Source organism: Rathayibacter sp. AY1F9 (genome assembly GCF_002932155.1).
Lineage (GTDB): Bacteria > Actinomycetota > Actinomycetes > Actinomycetales > Microbacteriaceae > Rathayibacter.
Genome location: NZ_PSVA01000004.1, coordinates 140104 through 161837 on the forward strand (window position 1 = coordinate 140104; position 21734 = coordinate 161837).

The following is a 21734-nucleotide window of genomic DNA, read 5'->3' on the forward strand; positions in this document are numbered from 1 at the left end:
GACGAGTCTGGATCCGTCGTGCGGCCGCGCTCGGGGGCCCGGATGCCCGCCCTCCCGGCCCCGGGAGCGGCGGCCGCCGGTACGGTGAGCGGGTGACCAGAGCCCGAGCATGACCGCCTCCGCCGACCCCGCCGAGACGCGCCGCCGCGCGGTGCTCGTGGTGGCCGTCCTCGCCTCCTTCGTCGCCTTCCTCGACGGCACCGTCGTCAACGTCGCCCTGCCCGCCATCACCCGCGAGCTCGGCGGCGGGCTCGCGGTGCAGCAGTGGGTGGTCGACGGGTACCTGATCACGCTCGGCGCGCTGATCCTCGTGGCCGGCTCGCTCGCCGACCGCATCGGCCGGGCCCGCAGCATGACCATCGGCCTGATCGGCTTCGGTGTCACCTCGCTGCTGTGCGCGCTGGCCCCCACCGCCGAGGTCCTCATCGTGGCGCGGATGCTCCAGGGCGCCGCCGGCGCGATCCTCGTGCCCAGCTCGCTCGCCCTCATCATCGCGACCGTCCACGGCGCCGCGCAGGCCCGGACCATCGGCGCGTGGACGGCCTGGACCGGCACGGCGACGATCGCCGGCCCCGTGCTCGGCGGCCTGCTGGTGGACGCGGGCTCGTGGCGGTACGTCTTCGCGCTCAACCTGCTGCCGATCGCGGTGACGCTGGTCCTGCTGCGCAGGCTGGGCGCGGTCGACTCGGGGACCCGGGTGCCGATCGACGGCGTCGGCGCGGTGCTCGGGGTGATCGGCCTGGGAGGGCCCGTGTTCGCGCTGATCGAGCAGGAGCGGCTCGGGATCCAGCATCCGCTCGTGCTGACCGCCCTGATCGGGGGAGTCGCCGCCCTCGTCGCGTTCGTCGTGTGGGAGCGACGCGCGGCGCATCCGATGCTGCCGCTGTCGCTCTTCGCGTCGCGGAACTTCACCGTCGGCAACGTCTCGACGGCGTTCGTCTACGGCGCGCTCTCCTTCGGCTTCTTCGCGCTGGGCCTGTTCCTGCAGCAGACCCTGGGCTTCTCGGCGACCCTGGCCGGACTCGCGACGCTCCCGCCGACGATCCTGCTGCTCCTGCTCTCGCAGGTCTCCGGGTCGCTGTCGGCGCGGTTCGGCCCGCGGCTCTTCATGGGCGTCGGACCGCTGATCGCCGCGGCCGGGTTCCTCCTGCTCTCCTTCGTCGACGAGGGCGCCGACTACGCCACGCAGCTGCTCCCGGGGATCCTCCTCTTCGGCTTCGGCCTCGCGGTGACGGTCGCCCCGCTGACCTCGACGATCCTCGGCGCGGTCGAGGACGGGCACAGCGGAGTCGGCTCCGCCGTGAACAACGCGGTCTCGCGCATCGCCGGGCTGGTCGCCATCGCCGCGACCTCGCTCGTGGTCGGCGACTCGCTCGACGTCGAGGGCTTCTCCCGTGCCGCCGTCGCGACCTCCGCCCTCCTGGTCGCCGGCGGCGTCGTCTCCCTCCTCGGCATCCGCAACCCGGCTCCCGCCGACCGCTGACGACTGCTCGGGGAGCGTCTCCGACCCCCGTCCGGGGTGCGGCGCCCCGTGTTCACGCGGTGTCCGCCGATCCTTCGACGGAACGTGGATGAAATAGTTGTCGCTACATGGAATACTGATCGACGTCGATGCGCTTGCATACATCGGACGGGGACGCTCTCCCCGCGACGACCGTCACACTCGAGGAGAAACCATGACCGACACCGTCACCATCCCCGGCTACAAGGCCGGCACCTGGGTCATCGACCCCACCCACAGCGAGGTCGCGTTCAGCGTCCGCCACCTGATGATCAGCAAGGTCAAGGGCAAGTTCGAGCGCTTCACCGCCACGTTCACCACCGGCGAGAACCCGCTCGACTCCAAGGTCGAGGCCACCGCCGAGGTCGCCTCCGTCAACACCAACGAGCCCAACCGCGACGGCCACCTCCGCACCGGCGACTTCTTCGAGGCCGAGCAGTACCCGGAGATCCACTTCGTCTCGACCGCCGTCCGCCCGAACGGCGACGACTTCCTCGTCGACGGCGAGCTCACCATCAAGGGCACCACCAAGCCCGTCACCTTCGAGGTGGAGTTCGGCGGCTTCGGCACCGACCCCTACGGCAACTACAAGGCCGGCCTCACCGCCAAGGCCACCATCGACCGCACCGACTTCGGTCTGACCTACAACGCGGCCCTCGAGACCGGTGGCGTGCTCATCGGCGAGAAGGTCACCATCACCCTCGACCTGCAGGCCGCCCACCAGGCGTAGTCCGAGCCGATCGACCGGAGCCGTCCCTCCCCCCGGGGAGCGGACGGCTCCGTCGTTCCCGGAGCCGGTGCGGGATCAGAGGATGCCGAGCTCCGTCAGCTGCTCGGAGATGCCCGCGCCGTCGGGCGCGAAGACCCAGGTCGTGCCGCTGGTCAGGGAGCGGTCCTCGGCCTTGGAGCGGCCTCCCGCGAGCACCGCCTCGCCGGTGGAGAGCTGGCGGATCGCGATCGCCGCGACCTTGTCGGGGTGCTCGTCCGCGAAGTCGGAGTAGATCTCCTCGTCGTGCTGCCCGTCGTCGCCGACCAGCAGCCAGCGCACGTCCGGGAACTCGGCCGCGAGTCGGCGGAGGTTCATCTCCTTGTGCTGCTTGCCGCTGCGGAACCAGCGGTCGTGCGTCGGGCCCCAGTCGGTCAGGAGGAGCGCTCCGGCCGGGTACAGGTGCCGCGACAGGAAGCGGGTGAGCGCCGGGGCGACGTTCCACGCGCCGGTGGAGAGGTAGATGACCGGGGAGCCCTCGTACTGCCGGGCGAAGCGGTCGAGGAAGACCGCCATGCCGGGCGTGGGCATCCGGGCGTGCTCGTCGAGCACGAAGGTGTTCCAGGCGGCGACGAAGGGGCGGGGGAGCGCGGTGACCATCACCGTGTCGTCCACGTCCGACACGACTCCGAGCCGCGACTCCGGACGCACGATGAAGACGGGCGCCTCGACGGGCTTCGAGCCCGCGGTCGAGAAGGTGATGGTGTGCCAGCCGGGCTCGAGCGTGATCGGGAGGTCCGCGTCGACGACTCCGCCGCGGTCGGCCGTCACTTGGTGGGTCTGCCCGTCGGCTTCGACGGTCACGACGGCCCCGCTCACGAAGACGCTGGTGAAGCTCCGCCAGCCGCGCACGCCCTCGACGGGGCGGACCTCCTCGACCCCGGGAGGGGTCGGCCGCGTGTAGAGGACGCGGGCCAGGACGCGCAGCTGCGTCGTCGAGCCGTAGCCGGTGTAGGGGATGACCCTCGGGACGTAGCCCTTGCGCTTCACGCGCCTCATCCGGAAGGAGTGGAGTCGGTCCTCGAGGCGGGCGGCGCGGTGCATGACCTCCGCCTTGCCTGCGCTCAGGGGCTTGCTCTCGGGCGTCAGCGGCATCCGCCCAGTCTGTCAGACCGGATGCCGGACCGCGGATCGCGCTCTCACGCGATCGTCAGGCTCCGGTGGGCTCGATCAGCTCGGGGCCGTTCGCCGAGACGGAGCCCACGGCCGCGCCGACGCCGTGCACCTCGAGCTCCTCGGCCAGCTCGGCCGCGCCCTCGGCGGCCGCGCGCAGCAGCTCGCCGTCCCCGGGGGACGCCGGGTCCAGCCAGTCCTCGATCAGCTCCGGCTGCAGCAGCACGGGCATCCGCTCGTGCACCTCGGCGAGCGGCCCGGCGGAGGGGCGGGTGAGGACCGTCGCCGAGAGCAGCCACGGAGAGCCCGGCTGGGCCGAGCGCCACCACTCGTAGAGACCGGCGAACAGGAGGAGCGAGCCCTCGCCCGGCGAGACGTAGACGGGTGCCTTCGCCCCGTCCGCGCCGACCCGCCACTCGTACCAGCCCGAGGCGGGCACGATCGCGCGCCGGGAGGCGTAGGACTCGCGGAACGACGGCTTCTCGGCGACGGACTCGATCCGCGCGTTGAACAGCGGCGGCCCCGCGGACGGGTCGGCGGCGGAGCGGGGCACCAGGCCCCAGCGGGCTCCGGCGAGCCGACGCCGCGGCGGGCTGCCCTCCTCGACCCCCTTCATCGACTCCGCGACGACGGCGATCCGCTGCGTCGGCGCGATGTTCCAGGACGGCTCCGGAAGGTCGGCGCCCGGCTCGTCGATGTCGAAGAGCGCCACCAGGTCGGCGGTGGTCTGCGAGAGGACGAAGCGTCCGCACATGGTTTCTCCCGGGTGGATCGGACCCGCGGAGCCGTCGCCCTTCCGGGGGCGCGAAACACGAGGGACTTTCGATGAGACGACCCCGACCGGCGGTCGCCGTGCGTACGATTGTAGGAACCACGACCGAAGGAGCCCGCCGTGCCTCTTGGAAACCTCGTCGATCGACCGTTCGGTGAATCGTCCCAGGTCCGCAACGAGCCGGTGCAGGTGCGCAGCGCCGCCCGTCTCGCCTCGCTGCTCGACGCGGCGGCCGCCGTCGTCGACGAGGTCGGCTTCGACCGTCTGACCACGGCGATGGTCGCCGAGCGCGCGGGAGCCGCGATCGGCACGGTCTACCGCTACTTCCCGGACCGCATCGCCGTCCTCCAGGCGCTGCGCGAGCGGGCCCTCGAGCGCTTCCGCCGCCGCGTCATCACCGAGATCCGCGACACCCACCCGGGCAACTGGTGGGGCGCGGTCGACTGCGCGATCGACGCCTTCTGCGAGATGCACCGCAACGAGCCGGGCTTCCGCTCCATCCGCTTCGTGGACACGATCCACGCCCCCGAGGTCGCGGGCGAGGCGTTCGAGGCCGGCTTCTTCGCCCGCCGCTTCGCCGAGATCCTCGCGTCCGAGTACGGCCTCCCGGGCGGCGCGCAGCTGTCCTTCCGCCTCGAGGTGACCATCGAGGTCGCGGACGCGCTGCTCACGCGCGCGTTCCTCATCGACCCCAACGGCGACCAGCGCTTCATCGACGAGAGCCGCTCGCTGCTGCGCCACTACATGACCTCGCACTACGGAGCCGTCGAGGAGTCCTGACCGGCTAGGACTGTCAAGGCCCTAGTCGCTCCCGGAACATCCCGCAACACTTCGCGGTCCGGGTTGGCAGGCGGCTGCTATTGGTGTTTTCCTTGCCGCCTGGCCCCGTTCGGGGCCGCGGGCCGTGCAACGGCCGGACGCGCGGAGCGAGAGCGGGCACAGTCGTGGACCAGGGACAGATCGGCGCGCACACCGCCGGACGGCGGGCGGCCTCGTGATCGAGTTCCGCAACGTCAGCAAGCAGTACCCGGACGGCACGCGGGCGGTCGACGACTTCTCGCTCGTGCTGCCCTCCCGGCAGACGACCGTCTTCGTCGGCTCCTCGGGCTGCGGGAAGACCACGATCCTCCGCATGATCAACCGGATGATCGAGCCGACCTCCGGCACCATCGAGATCGACGGCGAGGACATCTCGTCCCTGCCCGCCGTCGCGCTCCGCCGCCGCATCGGCTACGTGATGCAGAACTCCGGCCTCCTGCCGCACCGCAAGGTCATCGACAACATCGCGACCGTGCCGAGGCTGAACGGGGTCGCCAAGAAGCAGGCGCACGCCCGCGCGCTCGAGCTGATGGACACGGTCGGACTGGACCGTGCGCTCGCCGCCCGGTACCCCAGCCAGCTCTCCGGCGGCCAGCAGCAGCGCGTCGGTGTGGCGCGCGGCCTGGCGGTCGACCCGAACATCCTGCTGATGGACGAGCCGTTCGGCGCGGTCGACCCTCTCGTGCGCGCCGACCTGCAGCGCGAGACCCTGCGACTCCAGGACGAGCTCGACAAGACCGTGGTCTTCGTCACCCACGACATCGACGAGGCGTTCCTCCTCGGCGACCAGGTCGTCATCCTCGAGAAGGGCGGCCGGATCGCGCAGAAGGGCTCGCCCGCCGAGATCCTGGCGAACCCCGCGAGCGAGTTCGTCGCCGGCTTCGTCGGCGCCGACCGCGGCAAGCGCTCGCTCCGGATCGAGGAGCGCGACGGCGCCCGCATCGTGGTCGACGGCGACGGGCGCCCGACCGGAGTGCTGCGCGCGCAGGACGGCCCCGCCGCGTGAACTGGGTCGTCAACAACACGGACGCGATCGTCGCGAACCTGCTGGCGCACCTGGCCCTGTCGGTCCCGCCGATCCTGCTCAGCTTCCTCGTCTCGCTGCCGTTCGGCTGGTTCGCGAACCGCTACCGCTGGAGCCGCGGCACCCTGCTGACAGGGCTCGGCGTGCTCTACGCCATCCCCTCGCTGGCCATGTTCATCCTGCTGCCGGTGCTGCTGGGCATCCCGCTCCGCTCGACCGCCAACGTGATCACGGGTCTCACCCTCTACGGCGTCGCGCTGATGGTCCGCACCACCTCGGACGCACTGGGCGCGGTGTCGGACGACGTCCGCCAGTCGGCGACCGCGATGGGCTACTCCGGCTGGGCGCGCTTCTGGCGGGTCGAGTTCCCGCTGGCCGGTCCGGTCCTGCTCTCGGGCCTGCGCGTGGTCACGGTCAGCACGGTCAGCCTGGTGACGGTCGGCGCGGTGCTCGGGATCCAGAGCCTCGGCCTGCTCTTCACCGACGGCTTCCAGCGCGGCATCACCGGCGAGATCGTCACGGGCATCGTCCTCACGATCGTCCTCGCGCTGGTACTCGACGGACTGCTGGTGCTGATCGGCCGTCTCCTCATGCCCTGGACGGCTCTGGACCGCACGCGCCGCTCGCGCAGACCGGTCGCGGTCGAGAGGGCGGTGACGTCGTGAACCTCATCGCCGAGGCCTTCGCCTGGATCGCCGACCCCGCGCACTGGACCGGGGTCTACGCGATCCCGACCCGTGTCGCCCAGCACGTCGGCATCAGCCTGCTGGTGCTCGTGATCGCGGCCGCGATCGCGATCCCGATCGGCTACCTGATCGGGCACACCGGGCGCGGCAAGGGCATCGCCGTGCCGGTCGCAGGCGGCCTGCGCGCCCTGCCGACGCTGGGCGTGCTCGTCCTCGCGGCGATGAGCCTGGGGCTCGGCCTCGGCGCTCCGGTGATCGCCCTCGTCGTGCTCGCGATCCCGTCGGTGCTCGCCGGCGCGTACTCCGGGCTCGAGGCGGTCGACCGCCGCACGGTCGACGCGGCGCGCTCGATGGGCATGACCGAGTGGCAGATCCTGACGAAGGTCGAGATCCCGCTGGGGCTGCCGCTGCTGATCGGCGGGCTCCGCTCGGCGGCGCTGCAGATCATCGCGACCGCCACGCTCGCCGACTACATCGGCGCCGGCGGCCTCGGGCAGTACATCTTCCGCGGAGTGAAGTCGGGGGACTACCCGCAGATGCTCGCCGGCTCGATCCTGGTGATCGTGCTGACGCTCCTCAGCGAGGTCCTGTTCGCCCTCCTCCAGCGGCTCGCCGTGCCGCGCGGAGTCGTGCTCGGCCTGGCCGGCACCGCCGGCCGCACAGGTTCCCGCGCTTCGTCGCCCCGACGACGCGCGGTGATGGGAATCCCCATCGAAGAAGGGAAATAGCAATGTTCACAGCACATTTCACGAAGGGCCGTGTCGCGCTCAGCGCACTCGCGGTCGGTGCCGTCGTGGCACTGGCAGGGTGTTCCTCGAGCGATCCGCTCGATGAGGGATCGGGTGCGACTGCGGGCAGCGAGACCATCGTGGTCGGCTCGCAGGACTACTACTCGAACGAGATCCTCGCCGAGATCTACGCGCAGGCGCTGGAGAACGACGGCTTCACCGTCGACCGCCAGCTGCGCATCGGCCAGCGCGAGATCTACCTGCCCGAGATCGAGAGCGGATCCATCGACGTCTTCCCGGAGTACGACGGCAGCCTCCTGCAGGCGCTCGAGCCCGACGCGACGGCCACCACCGCCGACGACGTGTACTCCGCGCTCGGCGACGCGCTGCCCGACGGCCTCCGCGCCCTCGACGCCGCCGAGGCCAGCGACCAGAACTCGTACACCGTCACCCAGGCCTTCGCCGACAAGTGGGACCTGACCGACATCGCGTCGCTCAAGAACGTCACCGACCCGATCGTGGTCGGCGGCAACTCCGAGCTGCAGACGCGCCCCTACGGGCCCGACACCCTGCAGTCGAAGTACGGCATCACGACCACCTTCCAGGCGATCGAGGACAGCGGCGGATCGACCACCGTCGACGCGCTCACCAGCGACCAGATCCAGCTGGCGAACGTCTACACGGCCGACCCGAACATCCAGAAGAACGACCTCGTCGCTCTCGAGGACCCGGACGGACTGTTCGTGGCCGACAACGTCGTGCCGATCGTCTCGAGCAAGATCACGGACGACGCGGCCGAGGTGCTGAACGCGGTCAGCGCGAAGCTCACGGCGGACGACCTCGTCGCCCTCAACTCCGAGAGCGTCAACGAGCAGAAGTCCGCGTCCGCGATCGCGGGCGAGTGGCTGAAGTCGGCGGGTCTCGTCGACTGATCCTCCCCGGATCCACGCCCGGAGGCGCGTCACTCGTCGAGGTGACGCGCCTCCGCTCTGTTCAGGAGCTTCTTCCCGAGGAGCACGAGCAGGGCGAAGACGACGATGACGCCCACGAAGACGTAGCCGGCGCCGTGCAGGCTCTCCGACAGTTCCCGGTAGCTGCCCGCCGCGGCCGCGCCGACGCCGACGTAGGCGGACGACCAGAGCACGCACGCCGGGATCGTCCAGGCCATGAAGGTCCGATAGCGCATCCCGCTCATCCCCACCGTCAGCGGGATCAGCGAGTGCAGCACCGGCAGGAAGCGCGAGAGGAACACGGCGAACCCGCCGCGCCGCGCGAGGTAGCGCTCGGCCTTCAGCCAGTTCTTCTCGCCGAGCCGGCGTCCCAGGCGCGACGCGCGGATCCGCGGCCCGAACCAGCGGCCGAGGTAGAAGCCGACGGACTCGCCGCAGAGGGCGCCGATGACGACCGTGACGGCCAGCGCCGCGAACTGCAGCGGGCTGGTCACGCCGGTCGCGCTGACGATCACGATCGTGTCGCCGGGGACGACGAGGCCCGCCAGGATCGTGGTCTCGAAGAAGATCGCGAGTCCGGCGAGGAGCGTCCGCCAGACCGGGGGGACGCTGACGACGAAGTCCAGGATCCCGGTGAGGGTGTCGTTCACCGGGCGCCCCCGCCCGCCGGGGACTCGATCGGGGGCTGGGGCCGACGGCGGCTCCGGATGCTCGGCATGGCTCGATCGTAGGGGCGCACGGCTGGGCGGCGGCAGGGCTGCGCCCGGGAGGCCGGTGGACGCCGGGCGGTCAGGGGACGGCGACGAGCGCGGAGGCCGCCGGGCCGGTGCCGTTCGCCGTGACCGCCTGCACCGAGAGGGTGTAGCTGCGGCCCGGGACCAGCTTCGTGAAGGTCTGCGAGCGCTTGGTCGCGGCGACCACGGCGCTCCAGGCTCCGGCTCCGCTCGTGTCGGACCCGTCGCGCGACACCCGGTAGCCGGTGACCGCCGAGCCACCGGTCCCCGCGGGGGGCGACCACGCGAGCGTCGCCGTGCCGTCCGAGCCCGCCGTGGCGGTGACGGCGGTCGGAGCGCCGGGGAGCCCGGCGGAGACGAGGGTCGCGGTCAGCGTGGTGCTGCTCCCGGGAGTGACGACGCTGTGCGAGGCGGCGCCGCCGTCCGACCAGGACGAGAACCGGTAGGCCGTGCCCGACGCGTCGGTCTGGTCCGGGACCTCCAGCTGGAGGGCCGAGCCCGCCCACGAGACGACGGTCGTGCCTCCGGCGACCTCGGTGCCGTTGACGACGACCGTCCGGCCGGCGGGAGCGGTGGCCAGGGTGACGGCCACCTTCTGCGGGGAGAACGTCCGCGTCGCCGTCGTCGACACTCCGCTCGAGTCAGTCGCGGTGACGCTGATCAGGAGGTCGCTGTCCGCGGCGGCGGCGAGGTCCTCCGGGCCGGGGGCGACGAAGGAGAGGTCGTTCCCCGTCAGCGGCCCGAGGAAGGGATGCGTGTGCTGAGCGTGGCGGCGCTGGACCGTCCAGGTGAGCGCCGAGGCGGGCAGGACGCCGTCCTCGGCGTCGGTCGCCGTGGCGCGGAGGCCGTAGCTCCGGCCCGTGACGAACATCCCTCCGTCGGCGGGTGCGGTGATGCTCACCGTCGGGGCACTGCCGCCCGAGGTGATCCTCGTCGTCGCGGGGGCGGAGACGGCTCCCTTCGGATCGCGGACGCGGAGGGACGCGGTCCAGCTGCCGGCGGCGTAACTGTGGGTGAAGGTCGGGCCGGTCGTGATGCGGTCGGGGGTGCCGTCGCCGAACGACCACAGGTAGGTCAGGGCACCGCCCTCCGGGTCGCTGCTGCCCGAGCCGTTCAGCCGCGCGGCGAGAGGAGCCGCGCCGGAGGAGGGGGCGGCGGTGAGGGCCGCGGTCGGGGCGCGGTTCGCCGCGGCGGTGTAGGCGAGGCGCCGGACCTCGCCGCCGTTCGCGTAGCTGGTGTAGAAGAGGTCCTGGGTCCCGCGCGAGGGACCGAAGGCCATGGCGACGGCGCTGCTGCCGCCGAGGCCGGTCACGAGGTCGCCGGCCGCGCCGGTGCGGCCGAGGGTCCGGATCTTCCCGCACACGTAGTCGCCGAAGAGGTACGCGCCGTCGTAGGCGGCCGGCCAGACGCCGCGGGGGACGTAGGCGCCGCCCGTGATCGAGGCGCAGCCGCTGCTGTGCGCGTAGTCGTGGACCGGGTCGGTGAGCCCGGCGGGCGCCGCGGCTCCGCAGTTCGAGGCCGAGCCGGTCTTCGCGCAGTGGCCCTCACGGGTGTTCCAGCCGTAGTCGGCGCCGGCGACGCCCTGGTCGATCTCCTCCCAGGCGTCCTGGCCCACGTCGTTGATGCGGAAGACGGTGCCGGTCGCGTTCGGGTCGAAGGCCATCCGGAACGGATTGCGCAGGCCGCTCGCGAAGGTCTCGCGGCAGCGCAGGCCCTCGGCGGCCGGGGCGAGCCGGCAGGAGGCGGTCCCGGTGCCCAGGTAGGGGTTGCCGGCCGGGACGCCCCCGGTGAGGGTGATCCGGAGGATCTTGCCGTTCAGGATGTTCGGGTCGCGGGCGGCGTCGTTCCGGCCGCCGCAGCCGCTGCCGCCCGGCGAGCCGACTCCGCCGCGGTAGTCGCAGCCGCCGTCGCCGACGCTGACGTAGAGCAGGCCGTCCTTGCCGATGGCGAGGTCGCCGCCGTTGTGGTTGCTCGCGGGAGAGTAGATGCCGTCGAGGAGGACGCGCTCGGAGGCCGGGTCGATGCGGTCGTCGGTGCCGAGCTGGAACGAGGAGACGCGGTTGCGCGGGGCTCCCGCGGGGTTCACCGTGCCGCCGGCGTTGGTCGGGCAGGAGGAGTCGGAGCCCTTCGCGGTGTAGTAGACGACGACGGTGCGCGAGCCCGGTGCCGGGTCGACCGCGAGGCCGAGCACACCGCGCTCGCCGTTGGCGCAGACCTTCGAGCGCAGGTCGAGGGCCGGAGTGGCGACCAGGCCGCCGGCGCGGATCACCCGGATCGCTCCGGTCTGCGAGGAGACGAGGGTGCGCCCGTCGGTCGTGAAGGCGAGGGCGGTCGGCGCGGGGACGGCCGCCACCCGCGAGTCGGTGAAGCCGGCGGGCACGACGGGAGCGGCGGACGCCGGACCCGCGGGCCCGGCGACGAGCGCGGCGGCCGTTATCGCCAGGACGGTGAGCAGGGCGAGACCGCGGGGGCGGATCCTCGAGCGGGGCATCGGTGACTCCGAGACGGTCGGCGCTGCTGAGCGAGCGGCGGTCTGCGGCGGTGCAGAGGGCGCTGTCGGCGATGACGCGGGGCCAGGATAGGCGCGCGCGGCGGAGGGGCCGTGTCCCCCTTCAGGGTCAACACTGGGGGCTCCGGGCGCGGTGTCCCCGGGCCGCTCACGTCGAGCGGGGCTGCAGCGCGTCGGCCCGCCGGTTCACTCCAGAGCGGGCAGGACCACCGCGCGGACCGCCTCCGAGAACCGGGCGTAGCCGACCTCGTCGAAGTGCAGGCCGTCGTCGACGAAGAGGGAGGGGTCGACAGAGCCGTCGGGAGTGACGAGCGCGTCGGCGGTGGGGACGAAGGTGACGCGGTCGTCCGTCTCGGCGTAGGCGCTGACCGCGGTGTTGGCGGCGCGGACCTCGGCGCCGACGGAGGCGCGGGCGGGCGTCTCCGCGATCTCGACGTAGAACAGCTCGGCGTCGGGGGCGACCTCCTCCACGCGCTGGAGGTACTCGACGACGGCGCCGGCGGTCTGGGCGCCGGTGCGCGAGCCCTCCTCGCCGCTGATGTCGTTCGCTCCCACGTACACGATCACGGCGCGGGGATCGAAGGGGGCGACCATGCGGTCCAGCCACGCGAGGTGATCGGCGACGGTCGTGCCGCCGATCCCGATGTTGTAGGTCTCGAGCGGACGCAGGTCCTCCTTGGAGGTCGTCCAGCGGCCGATCGTGGAGCTGCCCGTGAGGACGATGCTGTGCTGCGGGAACCCGGCGGCGAAGCGCTTCTCGAGACCGGCGACGCGCTCGGCCATGTCGACGGAGGAGGTCGGGCCGGGGTCGGGGGAGCTCGCGGCCGGAGCGCCCGCGCCTCCGCTCCGCGAGGCGAGCGAGAGGGCGATGCCCGCGCTGGCGAGGACCAGCGCGAGCACCAGCAGCGCGACCAGGAGGCGGAGGCGGATGCGGCGGGGGCCGGGGGCGGAGCCGGAGGGCGTCGCTCGAGTCATGGCTCGATCCTCGGGCATCGGCGGGGGCGCGTCGTCCACGATGCGGCCGTCCGAGGACCCGCGCACCCGGTGGCCGTCTCTCCGTCACCGGATCGCCGTGATCGGATCCGTGCAGAACATCACAGAGGATGCACAGCCGTGCAACACTTGCACATCGCCATCGCCATCGTCGCCGCCGGCCGACTTCCGATGGACGATCACGACGAGGACTCATGGCACGCGCACGCATCACCTGGGTGGACACGGCGAAGGGCATCGCGATCATCCTGGTCGCCCTGGCCCACTCCGTGCAGTGGACCACGACGGCCGGGATCGCCCCCGACTCGTGGAACGAGATCAACCTCCTCCTCATCACCTTCCGGATGCCGCTGTTCTTCCTCGCCTCGGGGCTGTTCGCCGGCTCCGTGCTCACCCGGTCGTGGCCGGAGCTCTGGCGTTCGCGGCTGAGCCTGCTGGTCTGGGCCTTCCTGCTCTGGTCCGTGGTGCGGTTCCTCTTCTTCCTGGTGGTGCCCAACCCGGGCGGCACCGACGAGTCCGACCCGCTCGCGCTGCTCCTCCAGCCGGTGATGCCGCACAACGGGCTCTGGTTCCTCTACGCGCTCACGATCTTCTTCGTGGCCGCCAAGCTCGCGCAGGGCCGGATCGACTGGCGGGTGCAGATCGGCATCGCGACCGCGATCGCCGTGGTCTGGTACGCCGTCCGCTCCAGCACCTCCGAGGGCACCGGGAACATCGCCTGGGACGGCATGGCCCGCTACCTGATGTTCTTCCTGCTCGGCCTCTACCTGCGGAACGCGGTGATCGCGTTCGTGGAGCGCCGCGGGATCCTCAGCGGAGTCGGCTTCGGCGTGCTGTTCCTCGTGCTCGCCGGCGTGATCCTCGCCGTCCGCGCCCGCTTCCCGCTGCTGACGATCGGGCTGGTCCTGGTGAGCGTGCTGGCGGTCCTCGCCGGGCTCGTGGTCGCCCGCTTCCTCTCGAACCGGCGCGGCGCGGGCTGGATCACCTTCATCGGCCGCAACACGCTCCCGGTGTACGTGGTGCACGTCTTCTTCGTCTCGCTCGCCACGAGCGCCCTGCTGCTCTTCGACGGAGAGCGCTGGCTCGACGTCATCGGGCCGGTCGTGCCGCTCCTGGTCTGCGGGATAGGCGTCGCGGCAGCACTGGGCTACTGGCGCCTCACCCGCGACCTGCCCGTGCTGAAGTACGGCTTCCAGGCGCCCGCCTGGTTCTCCGGCTCCCGCTCGCGCGTCGACGCCGGCTGACCGCGGGGCGCCCGCCGACGGCGCCTCGGCATCGGCCCCGGGAGTCTCTTGAACGGTTTCCCAGAACCGATCTCGCGGATGTGCGCCTGGGAATCCGCTGAAGGCCCGTGAGAGGAAGTCTCAGCGCTCCGTCGCCCGCCTGATCGCTCGGCGTCGAGAGGCCGGCGGCGGCTGGTCCGCCGGAGGCGAGCCCCGCTCGGCAGTCGCCGCGCGGGGGATTCCCTCGACGTCGAGAGGGACTGTCTCGACGTCGAGCGACCGGTCGGCGGGAGCGCTCGGAGGGGCGTCCGGGGCCACCCCGGAAAGGGTGCCGCCAGGAGCTCGCGGAAGGCCGCACATCCGCCCCAGTACTGGGATCGGAGGCCGTCGGACCCCTTCCGCCGACCTACTCTCGGAGCTGTGAACGAACTCCTGGACCCGCTCCTGCTGTCGAGATGGCAGTTCGGTCTGACGACGATCTACCACTTCCTGTTCGTGCCGCTCACGATCGGCATGGCGCTCACCGTCGCGATCTTCCAGACCTGCTGGGTGCGCACCGGGAAGGTGCACTACCTGCAGCTGACGAAGTTCTTCGGGAAGCTCTTCCTGATCAACTTCGCGATGGGCGTCGTGACCGGGATCGTCCAGGAGTTCCAGTTCGGGATGAACTGGAGCGACTACTCCCGCTTCGTCGGCGACGTCTTCGGGGCCCCGCTGGCGTTCGAGGGCCTGCTCGCCTTCTTCCTCGAGGCGACCTTCATCGGCCTCTGGATCTTCGGCTGGGACAAGCTGCCCGAGAAGCTGCACCTGGCCACCATCTGGCTGACCACGCTCGGCACCACGCTCTCGGCCTACTTCATCATCGCCGCGAACGCGTTCATGCAGAACCCGGTCGGCTTCCGCATCAACGAGACCAAGGGCCGCGCGGAGCTCACCGACATCTGGGCGCTCCTCACCAACAAGGTCGCTCTCGCCGCGTTCCCGCACACGATCTTCGCCTGCTTCATGGTCTCGGCCGCCGTCATCATCAGCGTCGCGGCCTACCACCTCTCGCGGAACCAGCACCTCGAGACCATGCGCCCCGCGCTGAGGTTCGGCGCCTGGATGATGCTCGTCAGCGGCGGCCTGACCCTGTTCACCGGCGACTCGCTCGGCCTCGCGATGGTCGACACGCAGCCGATGAAGATGGCGGCCGCGGAGGCGCTCTACAGGACCTCCACGGGCGTCGACGCCTCCTTCTCCGTCTTCACCTGGGGCACGCCGGACGGCTCGAGCGAGCTGTTCTCGATCCGCATCCCCTACCTGCTCTCCTTCCTCTCGACGCACACCTTCACCGGCACGGTCGAAGGCATCAACGACCTCCAGGCGCAGTACACCCAGGTCTACGGACCCGGCGACTACACGCCGATCATCTGGGTCACCTACTGGTCGTTCCGCTGGATGATGGCCCTCGGCGTCCTGGCCATCGGCATCGCCGCGGCCGGCCTCTGGTTCACGCGGAAGGGCCGCGAGCCGAAGCAGTGGATGTGGAAGGTCGCGATCTGGGCCGCCCCGCTGCCGCTGATGGCGATGATCGTGGGCTGGGTCTTCACCGAGATGGGCCGCCAGCCGTGGCTCGTGTTCGGACTGCTGAAGACCGCCGACGGAGTCTCGCCCGGAGTGAGCGGCCTCGAGGTCCTGATCTCGCTGCTCGCCTTCACCGCGATCTACGGCACGCTCGCCGTGGTCGAGTTCCGCCTGATCAAGCGGGCCGCGCAGGCCGGCCCCGACGACGCTCCCGAGGTCGACGAGGAGAGCGGTCGCCCGCAGCTCGTCGGCACCGTCTACTAGGAGGCACCCCTCATGGATCTCGCCGTTCTCTGGTTCTGGATCGTCGCGTTCTTCTTCATCGGCTACTTCGTCCTCGACGGGTTCGACTTCGGCGTCGGCATGTCGCTCCCGTTCCTCGGGCGCGACGACACCGACCGCCGCGTGCTGATCAACACGATCGGCCCGGTGTGGGACCTCAACGAGACGTGGGTGATCGTCGCCGGCGCCGCCCTGTTCGCCGCGTTCCCGGAGTGGTACGCCACGCTCTTCAGCGGGTTCTACCTGCCGCTTCTGCTCATCCTGCTCGCGCTGATCGCCCGCGGCGTCTCGTTCGAGTACCGTCACCAGCGTCCGGAGGCACAGTGGAAGCGGCGCTTCGACACGATGATCGTCGTCGGCTCCGCGGTGCCCGCCTTCCTCTGGGGCGTGGCCTTCGCGAACATCGTGCAGGGCGTCCCGATGGACGCCGACCACAACTTCACCGGCACCGTCCTGGACCTGCTGAACCCCTACGCGCTCCTGGGCGGAGCGACGACCCTCCTGCTCTTCTTCACGCACGGAGTCGTCTTCGTCGCCCTGAAGACGGAGGGGGAGATCCGCGAGCGTGCGCGCCGCCTGGCGACCCGCGCGGGGCTGCTCACCGTGGTCGTCGCCGCGGTCTTCCTGGCCTGGACCAACCTCGGCCAGGGGAGCACCGCCTCCTGGGCGCTCTCGGCGGGCGCGGCCGCGACCCTCGTCGGCGGCTGGCTCGCCATCACGCGGGGCCGGGAGGGACGCGCCTTCGCGCTGCTGGCCGGCACCATCGCGCTCGCCGTGCTCGCCCTCTTCGCGACGCTGTTCCCCGCGGTGATGCCGGCCTCGAACGTCCCCGCCTACGGGCTGACGATCGAGAACGCCTCCAGCACGCCCTATACGCTGACGGTCATGAGTTGGACCGCCCTGGTGTTCGTGCCGCTCATCGTCGGCTACCAGGCCTGGACCTACTGGATCTTCCGCAAGCGCATCAGCCGCGCGCACATCCCGGTCGACGCCCACTGACGTGAAGCCCCTCGATCCGCGCCTGCTCCGCTACGCCCGGGCGGCCCGCGTGTTCCTCCTGCTCGGCGGGGTGCTCGCGCTGGCGAGGACCCTGGCGATCGTCGCCTTCGCGTGGCTCGTGGCGCAGCTGGTGGCCGGTGCGGTCGACGGGAGGAGCGCCGACGATCTCGCGCCGCTGCTGGCCGCCCTGCTCGCGGTCGTCGCGGCGCGGGCGGCTCTCGCCTGGGCGACCGAGGTGAACGCGGTGCGCGGAGGAGCAGGAGCGAAGGCGCAGCTGCGGCAGGCGGTCCTCGCCGCACTGGTCGAGCTCGGCCCGGCGGGCCGCTCCGAAGGGGGCTCGGGCGGGGTCGTCGCGCTGCTGGGCGGCGGACTGGACTCCCTCGACGGCTACTTCGCCCGCTACCTCCCGCAGCTGATCGCCACCGCGGTGGCGACGCCGCTCCTGACGCTCGTGGTCTTCCTCGCCGATCCGCTCAGCGCGGTGTTCCTGGTGGTGACCCTGCCGCTCATCCCGGTGTTCATGGTGCTGATCGGCTGGGCGACCCAGGCCGTGCAGGCGCGGCAGTGGGAGCGGCTGCAGGCGCTCGCGTCCGGCTTCGTCGACACCGTCGGCGGCCTCGCAACACTCAAGATCTTCGGGCGGGCCGAGCGGCAGGCGACGCGGATCCGCGCGCTGACCGAGGACTACCGCGTGCACACGATGAAGGTGCTACGGGTGACCTTCGTCAGCGGCTTCGTGCTGGAGCTCGCCGGCTCGCTCTCGGTCGCGCTGGTCGCCGTCTCGATCGGGCTGCGGCTCGTCGACGGCTCGCTGGGGCTGGCCGTCGGGCTGTTCGTCCTGGTGCTGGCGCCGGACGTGTTCCTGCCGGTGCGCCAGGTCGGTGCCGAGTTCCATGCGGCGGCGGACGGGGTGCAGGCGGCGGACCGCGCCTTCGCCGTCCTCGAGCGCGCGGCGGCCCTGCCCGCTCGCGGGAAGGCCCCGGCGGCGACGGGGGCGCTCGAGCTGCGGGGTCTCGCGGTCGACGACGGACGCGGGCGGACGCTCGCTCCTGTCGACGCGGTGCTCCCCGTCGGGTCGATCACCGTGGTGACCGGGCCCAGCGGGTCCGGGAAGTCGACGCTGATCGCCGCGCTCGCGGGCTTCGTGCCCTTCTCGGGCACGCTGCTGCTCGGCGGGTCGCCGGTCGCGGATCTGCGGTCGACGCTCGCCTGGGCGGGCCAGCGGCCCGACCTTCTCCCGGGGAGCGTCGCCTCCGCCGTCGGGCTCGGAGCACTCTCGCCGGACCCCGAGCGCGTGCGGCGGGCCCTGGCGATCGCCGCCGTCGACGTGGACCCCGAGCGCCGGCTCGACGCCGAGGGGACGGGCCTCTCGGGCGGGCAGAGCGCCCGCGTCGCCGTCGCCCGCGCCGTGCACCGCCTGCTCGAGCGCGGGTGCGCGGTGCTGGCCCTGGACGAGCCGACCGCCGCCCTCGACGACGAGTCCGAGCGGGCGCTGCTCGCCGGACTCAGGTCGCTGGCGGAGAGCGGGACGATCGTCGTCGTCGCCAGCCACCGGCCCGCGACCGTCGCGGCGGCCGACGCCGTGATCGCCTTGGCGCCGGCGGAGGCGGTCGCGAGGTGAACCGCTCCGACGTCCTCCGCGCCGCGATGCCCGGGCCGCGCCGCTTCCTGCCGGGTCTGTCCTTCGGGCTGCTCTCCTCCTCCGCCGTCGTGGCGCTGCTGGCCTGCTCCGCCTGGCTGATCGTCCGCGCGGCCGAGCAGCCGCCGATCCTGTTCCTCTCCATGGCCGTCGTGGGCGTGCGGGCCTTCGCGCTGGCGCGGGCCTTCTTCCGCTACCTCGAGCGGCTGACCGGCCACGACGCCGCCTTCCGCGCGCTCGCGGAGCTCCGGGCGGGCGTCTACGAGCGCCTGGTGCCGGTCGCGCCGGACGGGCTGGGCCGCGTTCGCCGTGGCGACCTGGTCTCCCGGGTGGTGGCGGACGTCGACGCCCAGCAGGACGTGCCGCTGCGCGTCGTGCAGCCGCTGGTCGTCGCGGCGCTGGTCGCTGCGGTCTCGGTGGTCGGCGTCTGGCTGCTGCTGCCGGCGATGGGCGCCGTGCTGCTGGCGCTGCTGGTCCTCGCCTTCGCCGGTGGGGCCCTGGGCGCCGGCCGGCTCTCCGCGCAGGCGGATCGCGAGCTGGCGCCGCTGCGCGGGGAGCTCGCCGAGCGCCTCAACCTGCTGGTCACCCGCCTCGACGTGCTCATCGCCTTCGATGCGGCGGGTGACGCTCTGGCGGACGTGGCACGCGCGGAGGAGTCGCTCGCCCGGGCGGCGCGTCGGCGGGCGGCCTCCGCCGGACTGGCCGCGGCCGTCCTCGCCCTCTGCTCGGGCGGTGCGGTCTGGGCGGGCCTCGCGCTCGGGATCCCGGCGATCGGCGACCTCGGCGGTCCGGCGCTGGGAGTCGTCGCGCTCGTGCCGCTCGCGGTCTTCGAGGTCGCCGCCGCCGCGCCGCTCGCCGTGCAGGCGGCGCGCACCGCGCTCTCGAGCGCTCAGCGCCTGGCCGATCTGGACGCCGAGGCGGCGTCGCCGGCGCTCGCGACCGACGCGGACGTGGACCCGGATGCCCCGGCTCCCCGGGGCGCCGGCATCGTCCTGCGCGACCTGTCGGTGAGCTGGCCCGGCGCGCACACGCCCGCGCTGCGGGGCGTCTCGCTCGACCTGCCGGAGGGTGCGCGCGTCCTCGTCACCGGCGGCAGCGGGTCCGGGAAGACCACGCTCGCGCACGCTCTGGTGCGCTTCCTCGACCACTCCGGCAGCTACCTCCTGGGCGGAGTCGAGGCGCGCACGCTGCCGCAGGCGGAGGTGCGGAAGCGGGTCGGGCTCGTGGAGCAGCAGCCGTACCTCTTCGACGACACGATCCGGCAGAACCTCCTCTTCGCGCGGCCCGAGGCCGATGGCGCCGTGCTCGAGGCGGTGCTGGAGCGGGTCGGGCTAGGCAGCTGGCTTGCTGCACGCGGCGGGCTCGACGCGCGGGTGGGGGAGCGGGGCTCGCTCGTCTCGGGCGGCCAGGCTCAGCGGATCGCCCTCGCACGCGCACTCCTGGCCGATTTCCGCGTCCTGGTGCTGGACGAGCCGACGGCGTCGGTGGACGCTCCCATGGCCGACGCTCTGCTCGGGGATCTGCTCCGCGCCGCCGAGGGGCGGACGGTGGTCCTGATCGCGCACCGGGTCGATCCCGGGCTGGAGTTCGACACGCGGATCCGGGTGGCGGACAGCACGGCGGCTCAGGAGCACCGGGCCGCCTGAGCAGGCGTCCGGCTCCGCGGGGCGGTCGGTCCGAGCGGCCGTTCAGCCGTGCTCCGTCGGGACCGAGGCCCGCGCCAGGGAGGCCGCGCGCGCCAGGCGCCCGCCCTCCGCCTCCCAGCGGTCGAGGACCGCGTCCGCCCGGGTCCGCGCCGCACCGCGTAGCCCGGCCAGGAGCGGAGCGACGACGTCGCGGGCCAGCGGGTCGCTCAGCTCGTCCACGCGGGAGTCGCGGACGAAGCCCTCGAGCCGGGTGAGGTCGGAGCCGCGCAGCCACTCGGCTCGGGACTGCAGCAGCACGACGGCCGCCAGCCGCGGCTCGAACACCGCCGGCTCCCACAGCTCGGAGGAGAGGGCTGTCACGTCGTCGTGCTCGAGCGAGCGGAACTTCCTCAGCGCGTCGCGGACGGTGCCGCGGACCGCCCCGACCGAGGCGCCTGTCGAGTCGAGCGCTGCTCCCAGGCGCTCGCGCACGTCCTGCGCGCGCCAGACGTCGCCCTCGTACTCCAGGGCCGAGCGGATGAAGTCGCCGGGGTCGCTCACCCCTCCATCATGCGTCGCGCGTCAGCCCCGGCTGGCCCAGACGGCCCGTCCGATGCCGTCGTACTCGACGAGGCGGCCGTCGTCCTGCAGCACGAGGCGGTAGGGCGCGACGACGCCGCTCTGGCCGATGCCGAAGGAGATCCTCGGGAACCGCAGCCAGAGGATCCGGGAGTCGGCCACGTCGAGCCGGCCCTCGGAGCTCATCGAGAAGGCGGCGCCGGAGGCGGAGGAGGTGTTCGTCGCCCAGTCCGCGCCGCTCGGCCCGTAGACGACGAAGTTGCCGTCGCGCTGCATCTCGGCCCGCCACTGCCCGCTCGCCGAGGTCAGCCGTGTGCCCGCGACGACGAGGCCGCTCGGGGAGAGCGAGTCGCGCACGACGAGCGCGGCACTGCTCCAGAGCACGCCGGAGTCGTCCGCGATCCGGAGATCGCCCTCGCGGAGGACCATCGTGGCGCCCGGCTCGCCGGACGTGTCCGAGGCCCACAGGGGCGCGCCGTCCGCGGTGTAGACCACGGCGTTCCCGTCGTCCTGCATCCGGAGGACGTTGCCCCGGCCGCGGGTGCCGCTCGCCCAGAGAGCCCCGCCCTGCCCGTAGACCACGAGGTTGCCGTCCGCCTGCATCACCGCCGTGGTGCCTCCCTGGGTGGCGAGCCGGTTCCCCGCGTAGAGGGTGCTGCCGCGGCGGAGGGTGTCGGTGCGCGGCTCGTCGATCCGGCCGCCGATGCTGCTGGCCCACGCGGCCGAGCCGCTGCGGCGGTAGATCACGAGATTGCCGTCGTCCTGCATCCGCAGCTCGCCGCCCGGGTCGGCCACCGTGCCGCTCGCCCAGACCGGGCGCCCGTCCGCGGCGTACACGACGAGGTTGCCGTCGTCCTGCATCCGCAGGCTGTCGCCGCGCCCCTGCGTGCCCGAGGCCCAGGTGGGACGGCCGCCGGCGGCGTAGACCACGGCATTGCCGTCGGTCTGCATCACGAGGGAGGAGGCGCCGTCGGGGGACACCAGGCGCTCGCCGCGCGCGAGCTGCTCGCCGGCACGGAGGACCGCGGCGGAGGCGACGGCGGAGGACGCCGCGGGCGGGGCCTCGACCGCGGCGGCGGGCAGCGAGCCCAGCAGGAGCGCGCTCGTGGCGGCGAGCGCCGCGACGGAGGCGGTCAGGGAGCGGCCGGAGGGGAGGTGCGTCATCGCAGGGGTCCTGTCGGGGAGGGCGATCTCCGGATCGCGGACGACTCCGGCGTGCTCTGGAG

At 72.6% G+C, this 21734-nt stretch carries 18 protein-coding genes and 1 pseudogene; 12 read left to right on the forward strand and 7 right to left on the reverse strand.

Annotated elements, in window-relative coordinates:
• Positions 1-109 precede the first annotated feature (109 nt).
• Positions 110-1483: a DHA2 family efflux MFS transporter permease subunit gene (locus C5C37_RS04720; protein WP_104225629.1), complete on the forward strand. Its 1374-nt coding sequence runs from the start codon at positions 110-112 to the stop codon at positions 1481-1483.
• A gap of 193 nt (positions 1484-1676) precedes the next feature.
• Positions 1677-2231, forward strand: a complete 555-nt coding sequence (locus tag C5C37_RS04725; protein WP_104237910.1) for a YceI family protein — start codon at positions 1677-1679, stop codon at positions 2229-2231.
• Positions 2232-2306: 75 nt separating this feature from the next.
• Here C5C37_RS04725 and C5C37_RS04730 read toward each other — a convergent pair whose 3' ends face one another.
• A complete protein-coding gene (locus tag C5C37_RS04730) occupies positions 2307-3362 on the reverse strand; it encodes an App1 family protein (protein WP_258059297.1) in 1056 nt (351 codons plus the stop codon).
• Positions 3363-3417: 55 nt separating this feature from the next.
• Positions 3418-4134: an SOS response-associated peptidase gene (locus tag C5C37_RS04735; protein ID WP_104246545.1), complete on the reverse strand. Its 717-nt coding sequence runs from the start codon at positions 4132-4134 to the stop codon at positions 3418-3420.
• Between the two features lie 138 nt (positions 4135-4272).
• On the opposite strand from C5C37_RS04735, the gene C5C37_RS04740 reads away from it, so the two are divergent.
• The 5 genes from C5C37_RS04740 to C5C37_RS04760 all read left to right on the forward strand — a co-directional run bounded on the left by C5C37_RS04740 (position 4273) and on the right by C5C37_RS04760 (position 8341).
• Positions 4273-4932, forward strand: coding sequence for a TetR/AcrR family transcriptional regulator (locus tag C5C37_RS04740; RefSeq protein ID WP_104223107.1), 660 nt, complete (start codon positions 4273-4275; stop codon positions 4930-4932).
• A gap of 214 nt (positions 4933-5146) precedes the next feature.
• On the forward strand, positions 5147-5977 hold the full coding sequence (locus C5C37_RS04745; protein ID WP_104225631.1) for an ABC transporter ATP-binding protein: 831 nt from the start codon (positions 5147-5149) through the stop codon (positions 5975-5977).
• Entirely contained in the window at positions 5974-6660 is a 687-nt protein-coding gene (locus C5C37_RS04750; protein ID WP_104223109.1) for an ABC transporter permease, read from the forward strand. The genes C5C37_RS04745 and C5C37_RS04750 overlap by 4 nt, the downstream gene beginning before the upstream one ends.
• Positions 6657-7409: an ABC transporter permease gene (locus tag C5C37_RS04755; protein WP_104225632.1), complete on the forward strand. Its 753-nt coding sequence runs from the start codon at positions 6657-6659 to the stop codon at positions 7407-7409. Before C5C37_RS04750 ends, C5C37_RS04755 begins: the two co-directional genes overlap by 4 nt.
• Before the next feature lie 2 nt (positions 7410-7411).
• Positions 7412-8341 carry an ABC transporter substrate-binding protein gene (locus C5C37_RS04760; protein WP_104223111.1) on the forward strand — a complete coding sequence of 310 codons (930 nt, stop codon included), beginning with the start codon at positions 7412-7414 and terminating at the stop codon, positions 8339-8341.
• 29 nt (positions 8342-8370) lie between these two features.
• Here the strand turns inward: C5C37_RS04760 and C5C37_RS04765 are convergent, their stop codons facing one another.
• The 3 genes from C5C37_RS04765 to C5C37_RS04775 form a co-directional block, all read right to left on the reverse strand.
• Positions 8371-9009: a DedA family protein gene (locus C5C37_RS04765; RefSeq protein ID WP_104223112.1), complete on the reverse strand. Its 639-nt coding sequence runs from the start codon at positions 9007-9009 to the stop codon at positions 8371-8373.
• A 139-nt stretch (positions 9010-9148) separates the two neighbouring features.
• The gene (locus tag C5C37_RS04770; RefSeq protein ID WP_104338539.1) at positions 9149-11584 is read right to left on the reverse strand and encodes a PQQ-dependent sugar dehydrogenase; all 2436 of its coding nucleotides are present in this window, start codon (positions 11582-11584) and stop codon (positions 9149-9151) included.
• A 204-nt stretch (positions 11585-11788) separates the two neighbouring features.
• Positions 11789-12577 (reverse strand): GDSL-type esterase/lipase family protein, encoded by a 789-nt coding sequence (locus tag C5C37_RS04775; RefSeq protein WP_146085185.1) that lies wholly within the window; start codon positions 12575-12577, stop codon positions 11789-11791.
• 212 nt (positions 12578-12789) lie between these two features.
• Here C5C37_RS04775 and C5C37_RS04780 point away from each other — a divergent pair, with 212 nt between their 5' ends.
• The 5 genes from C5C37_RS04780 (at position 12790) to cydC (ending at position 19950) form a co-directional block, all read left to right on the forward strand.
• A complete protein-coding gene (locus C5C37_RS04780; protein ID WP_181127369.1) occupies positions 12790-13839 on the forward strand; it encodes an acyltransferase family protein in 1050 nt (349 codons plus the stop codon).
• 399 nt (positions 13840-14238) lie between these two features.
• The gene (locus C5C37_RS04785) at positions 14239-15648 is read left to right on the forward strand and encodes a cytochrome ubiquinol oxidase subunit I (protein WP_104261744.1); all 1410 of its coding nucleotides are present in this window, start codon (positions 14239-14241) and stop codon (positions 15646-15648) included.
• 12 nt (positions 15649-15660) lie between these two features.
• The gene (gene cydB, locus C5C37_RS04790) at positions 15661-16665 is read left to right on the forward strand and encodes a cytochrome d ubiquinol oxidase subunit II (protein ID WP_104263596.1); all 1005 of its coding nucleotides are present in this window, start codon (positions 15661-15663) and stop codon (positions 16663-16665) included.
• A gap of 1 nt (position 16666) precedes the next feature.
• Complete coding sequence (gene cydD / locus C5C37_RS04795) at positions 16667-18286, forward strand: thiol reductant ABC exporter subunit CydD (RefSeq protein ID WP_104263597.1); 1620 nt, start codon at positions 16667-16669, stop codon at positions 18284-18286.
• The gene (cydC, locus tag C5C37_RS04800; protein ID WP_104338541.1) at positions 18283-19950 is read left to right on the forward strand and encodes a thiol reductant ABC exporter subunit CydC; all 1668 of its coding nucleotides are present in this window, start codon (positions 18283-18285) and stop codon (positions 19948-19950) included. The genes cydD and cydC overlap by 4 nt, the downstream gene beginning before the upstream one ends.
• Before the next feature lie 42 nt (positions 19951-19992).
• On the opposite strand, the gene C5C37_RS04805 is transcribed toward cydC, so the two are convergent.
• Together C5C37_RS04805 and C5C37_RS17405 are read right to left on the reverse strand one after the other, a co-directional pair.
• On the reverse strand, positions 19993-20490 hold the full coding sequence (locus C5C37_RS04805; RefSeq protein WP_104338542.1) for a DNA alkylation repair protein: 498 nt from the start codon (positions 20488-20490) through the stop codon (positions 19993-19995).
• Positions 20491-20511: 21 nt separating this feature from the next.
• Positions 20512-21734 (reverse strand): annotated as a pseudogene (locus C5C37_RS17405) (hypothetical protein); the annotation flags it as partial.

Coding starts and splice junctions, on each gene's coding strand:
- C5C37_RS04760 (WP_104223111.1), top strand. CDS start 7,412: ATGTTCACAGCACATTTCACGAAGGGCCGTGTCGCGCTCAGCGCACTC.
- C5C37_RS04770 (WP_104338539.1), bottom strand. CDS start 11,584: ATGCCCCGCTCGAGGATCCGCCCCCGCGGTCTCGCCCTGCTCACCGTC.
- cydB (WP_104263596.1), top strand. CDS start 15,661: ATGGATCTCGCCGTTCTCTGGTTCTGGATCGTCGCGTTCTTCTTCATC.
- C5C37_RS04735 (WP_104246545.1), bottom strand. CDS start 4,134: ATGTGCGGACGCTTCGTCCTCTCGCAGACCACCGCCGACCTGGTGGCG.
- C5C37_RS04725 (WP_104237910.1), top strand. CDS start 1,677: ATGACCGACACCGTCACCATCCCCGGCTACAAGGCCGGCACCTGGGTC.
- C5C37_RS04775 (WP_146085185.1), bottom strand. CDS start 12,577: ATGACTCGAGCGACGCCCTCCGGCTCCGCCCCCGGCCCCCGCCGCATC.
- C5C37_RS04730 (WP_258059297.1), bottom strand. CDS start 3,362: ATGCCGCTGACGCCCGAGAGCAAGCCCCTGAGCGCAGGCAAGGCGGAG.
- C5C37_RS04720 (WP_104225629.1), top strand. CDS start 110: ATGACCGCCTCCGCCGACCCCGCCGAGACGCGCCGCCGCGCGGTGCTC.
- C5C37_RS04780 (WP_181127369.1), top strand. CDS start 12,790: ATGGCACGCGCACGCATCACCTGGGTGGACACGGCGAAGGGCATCGCG.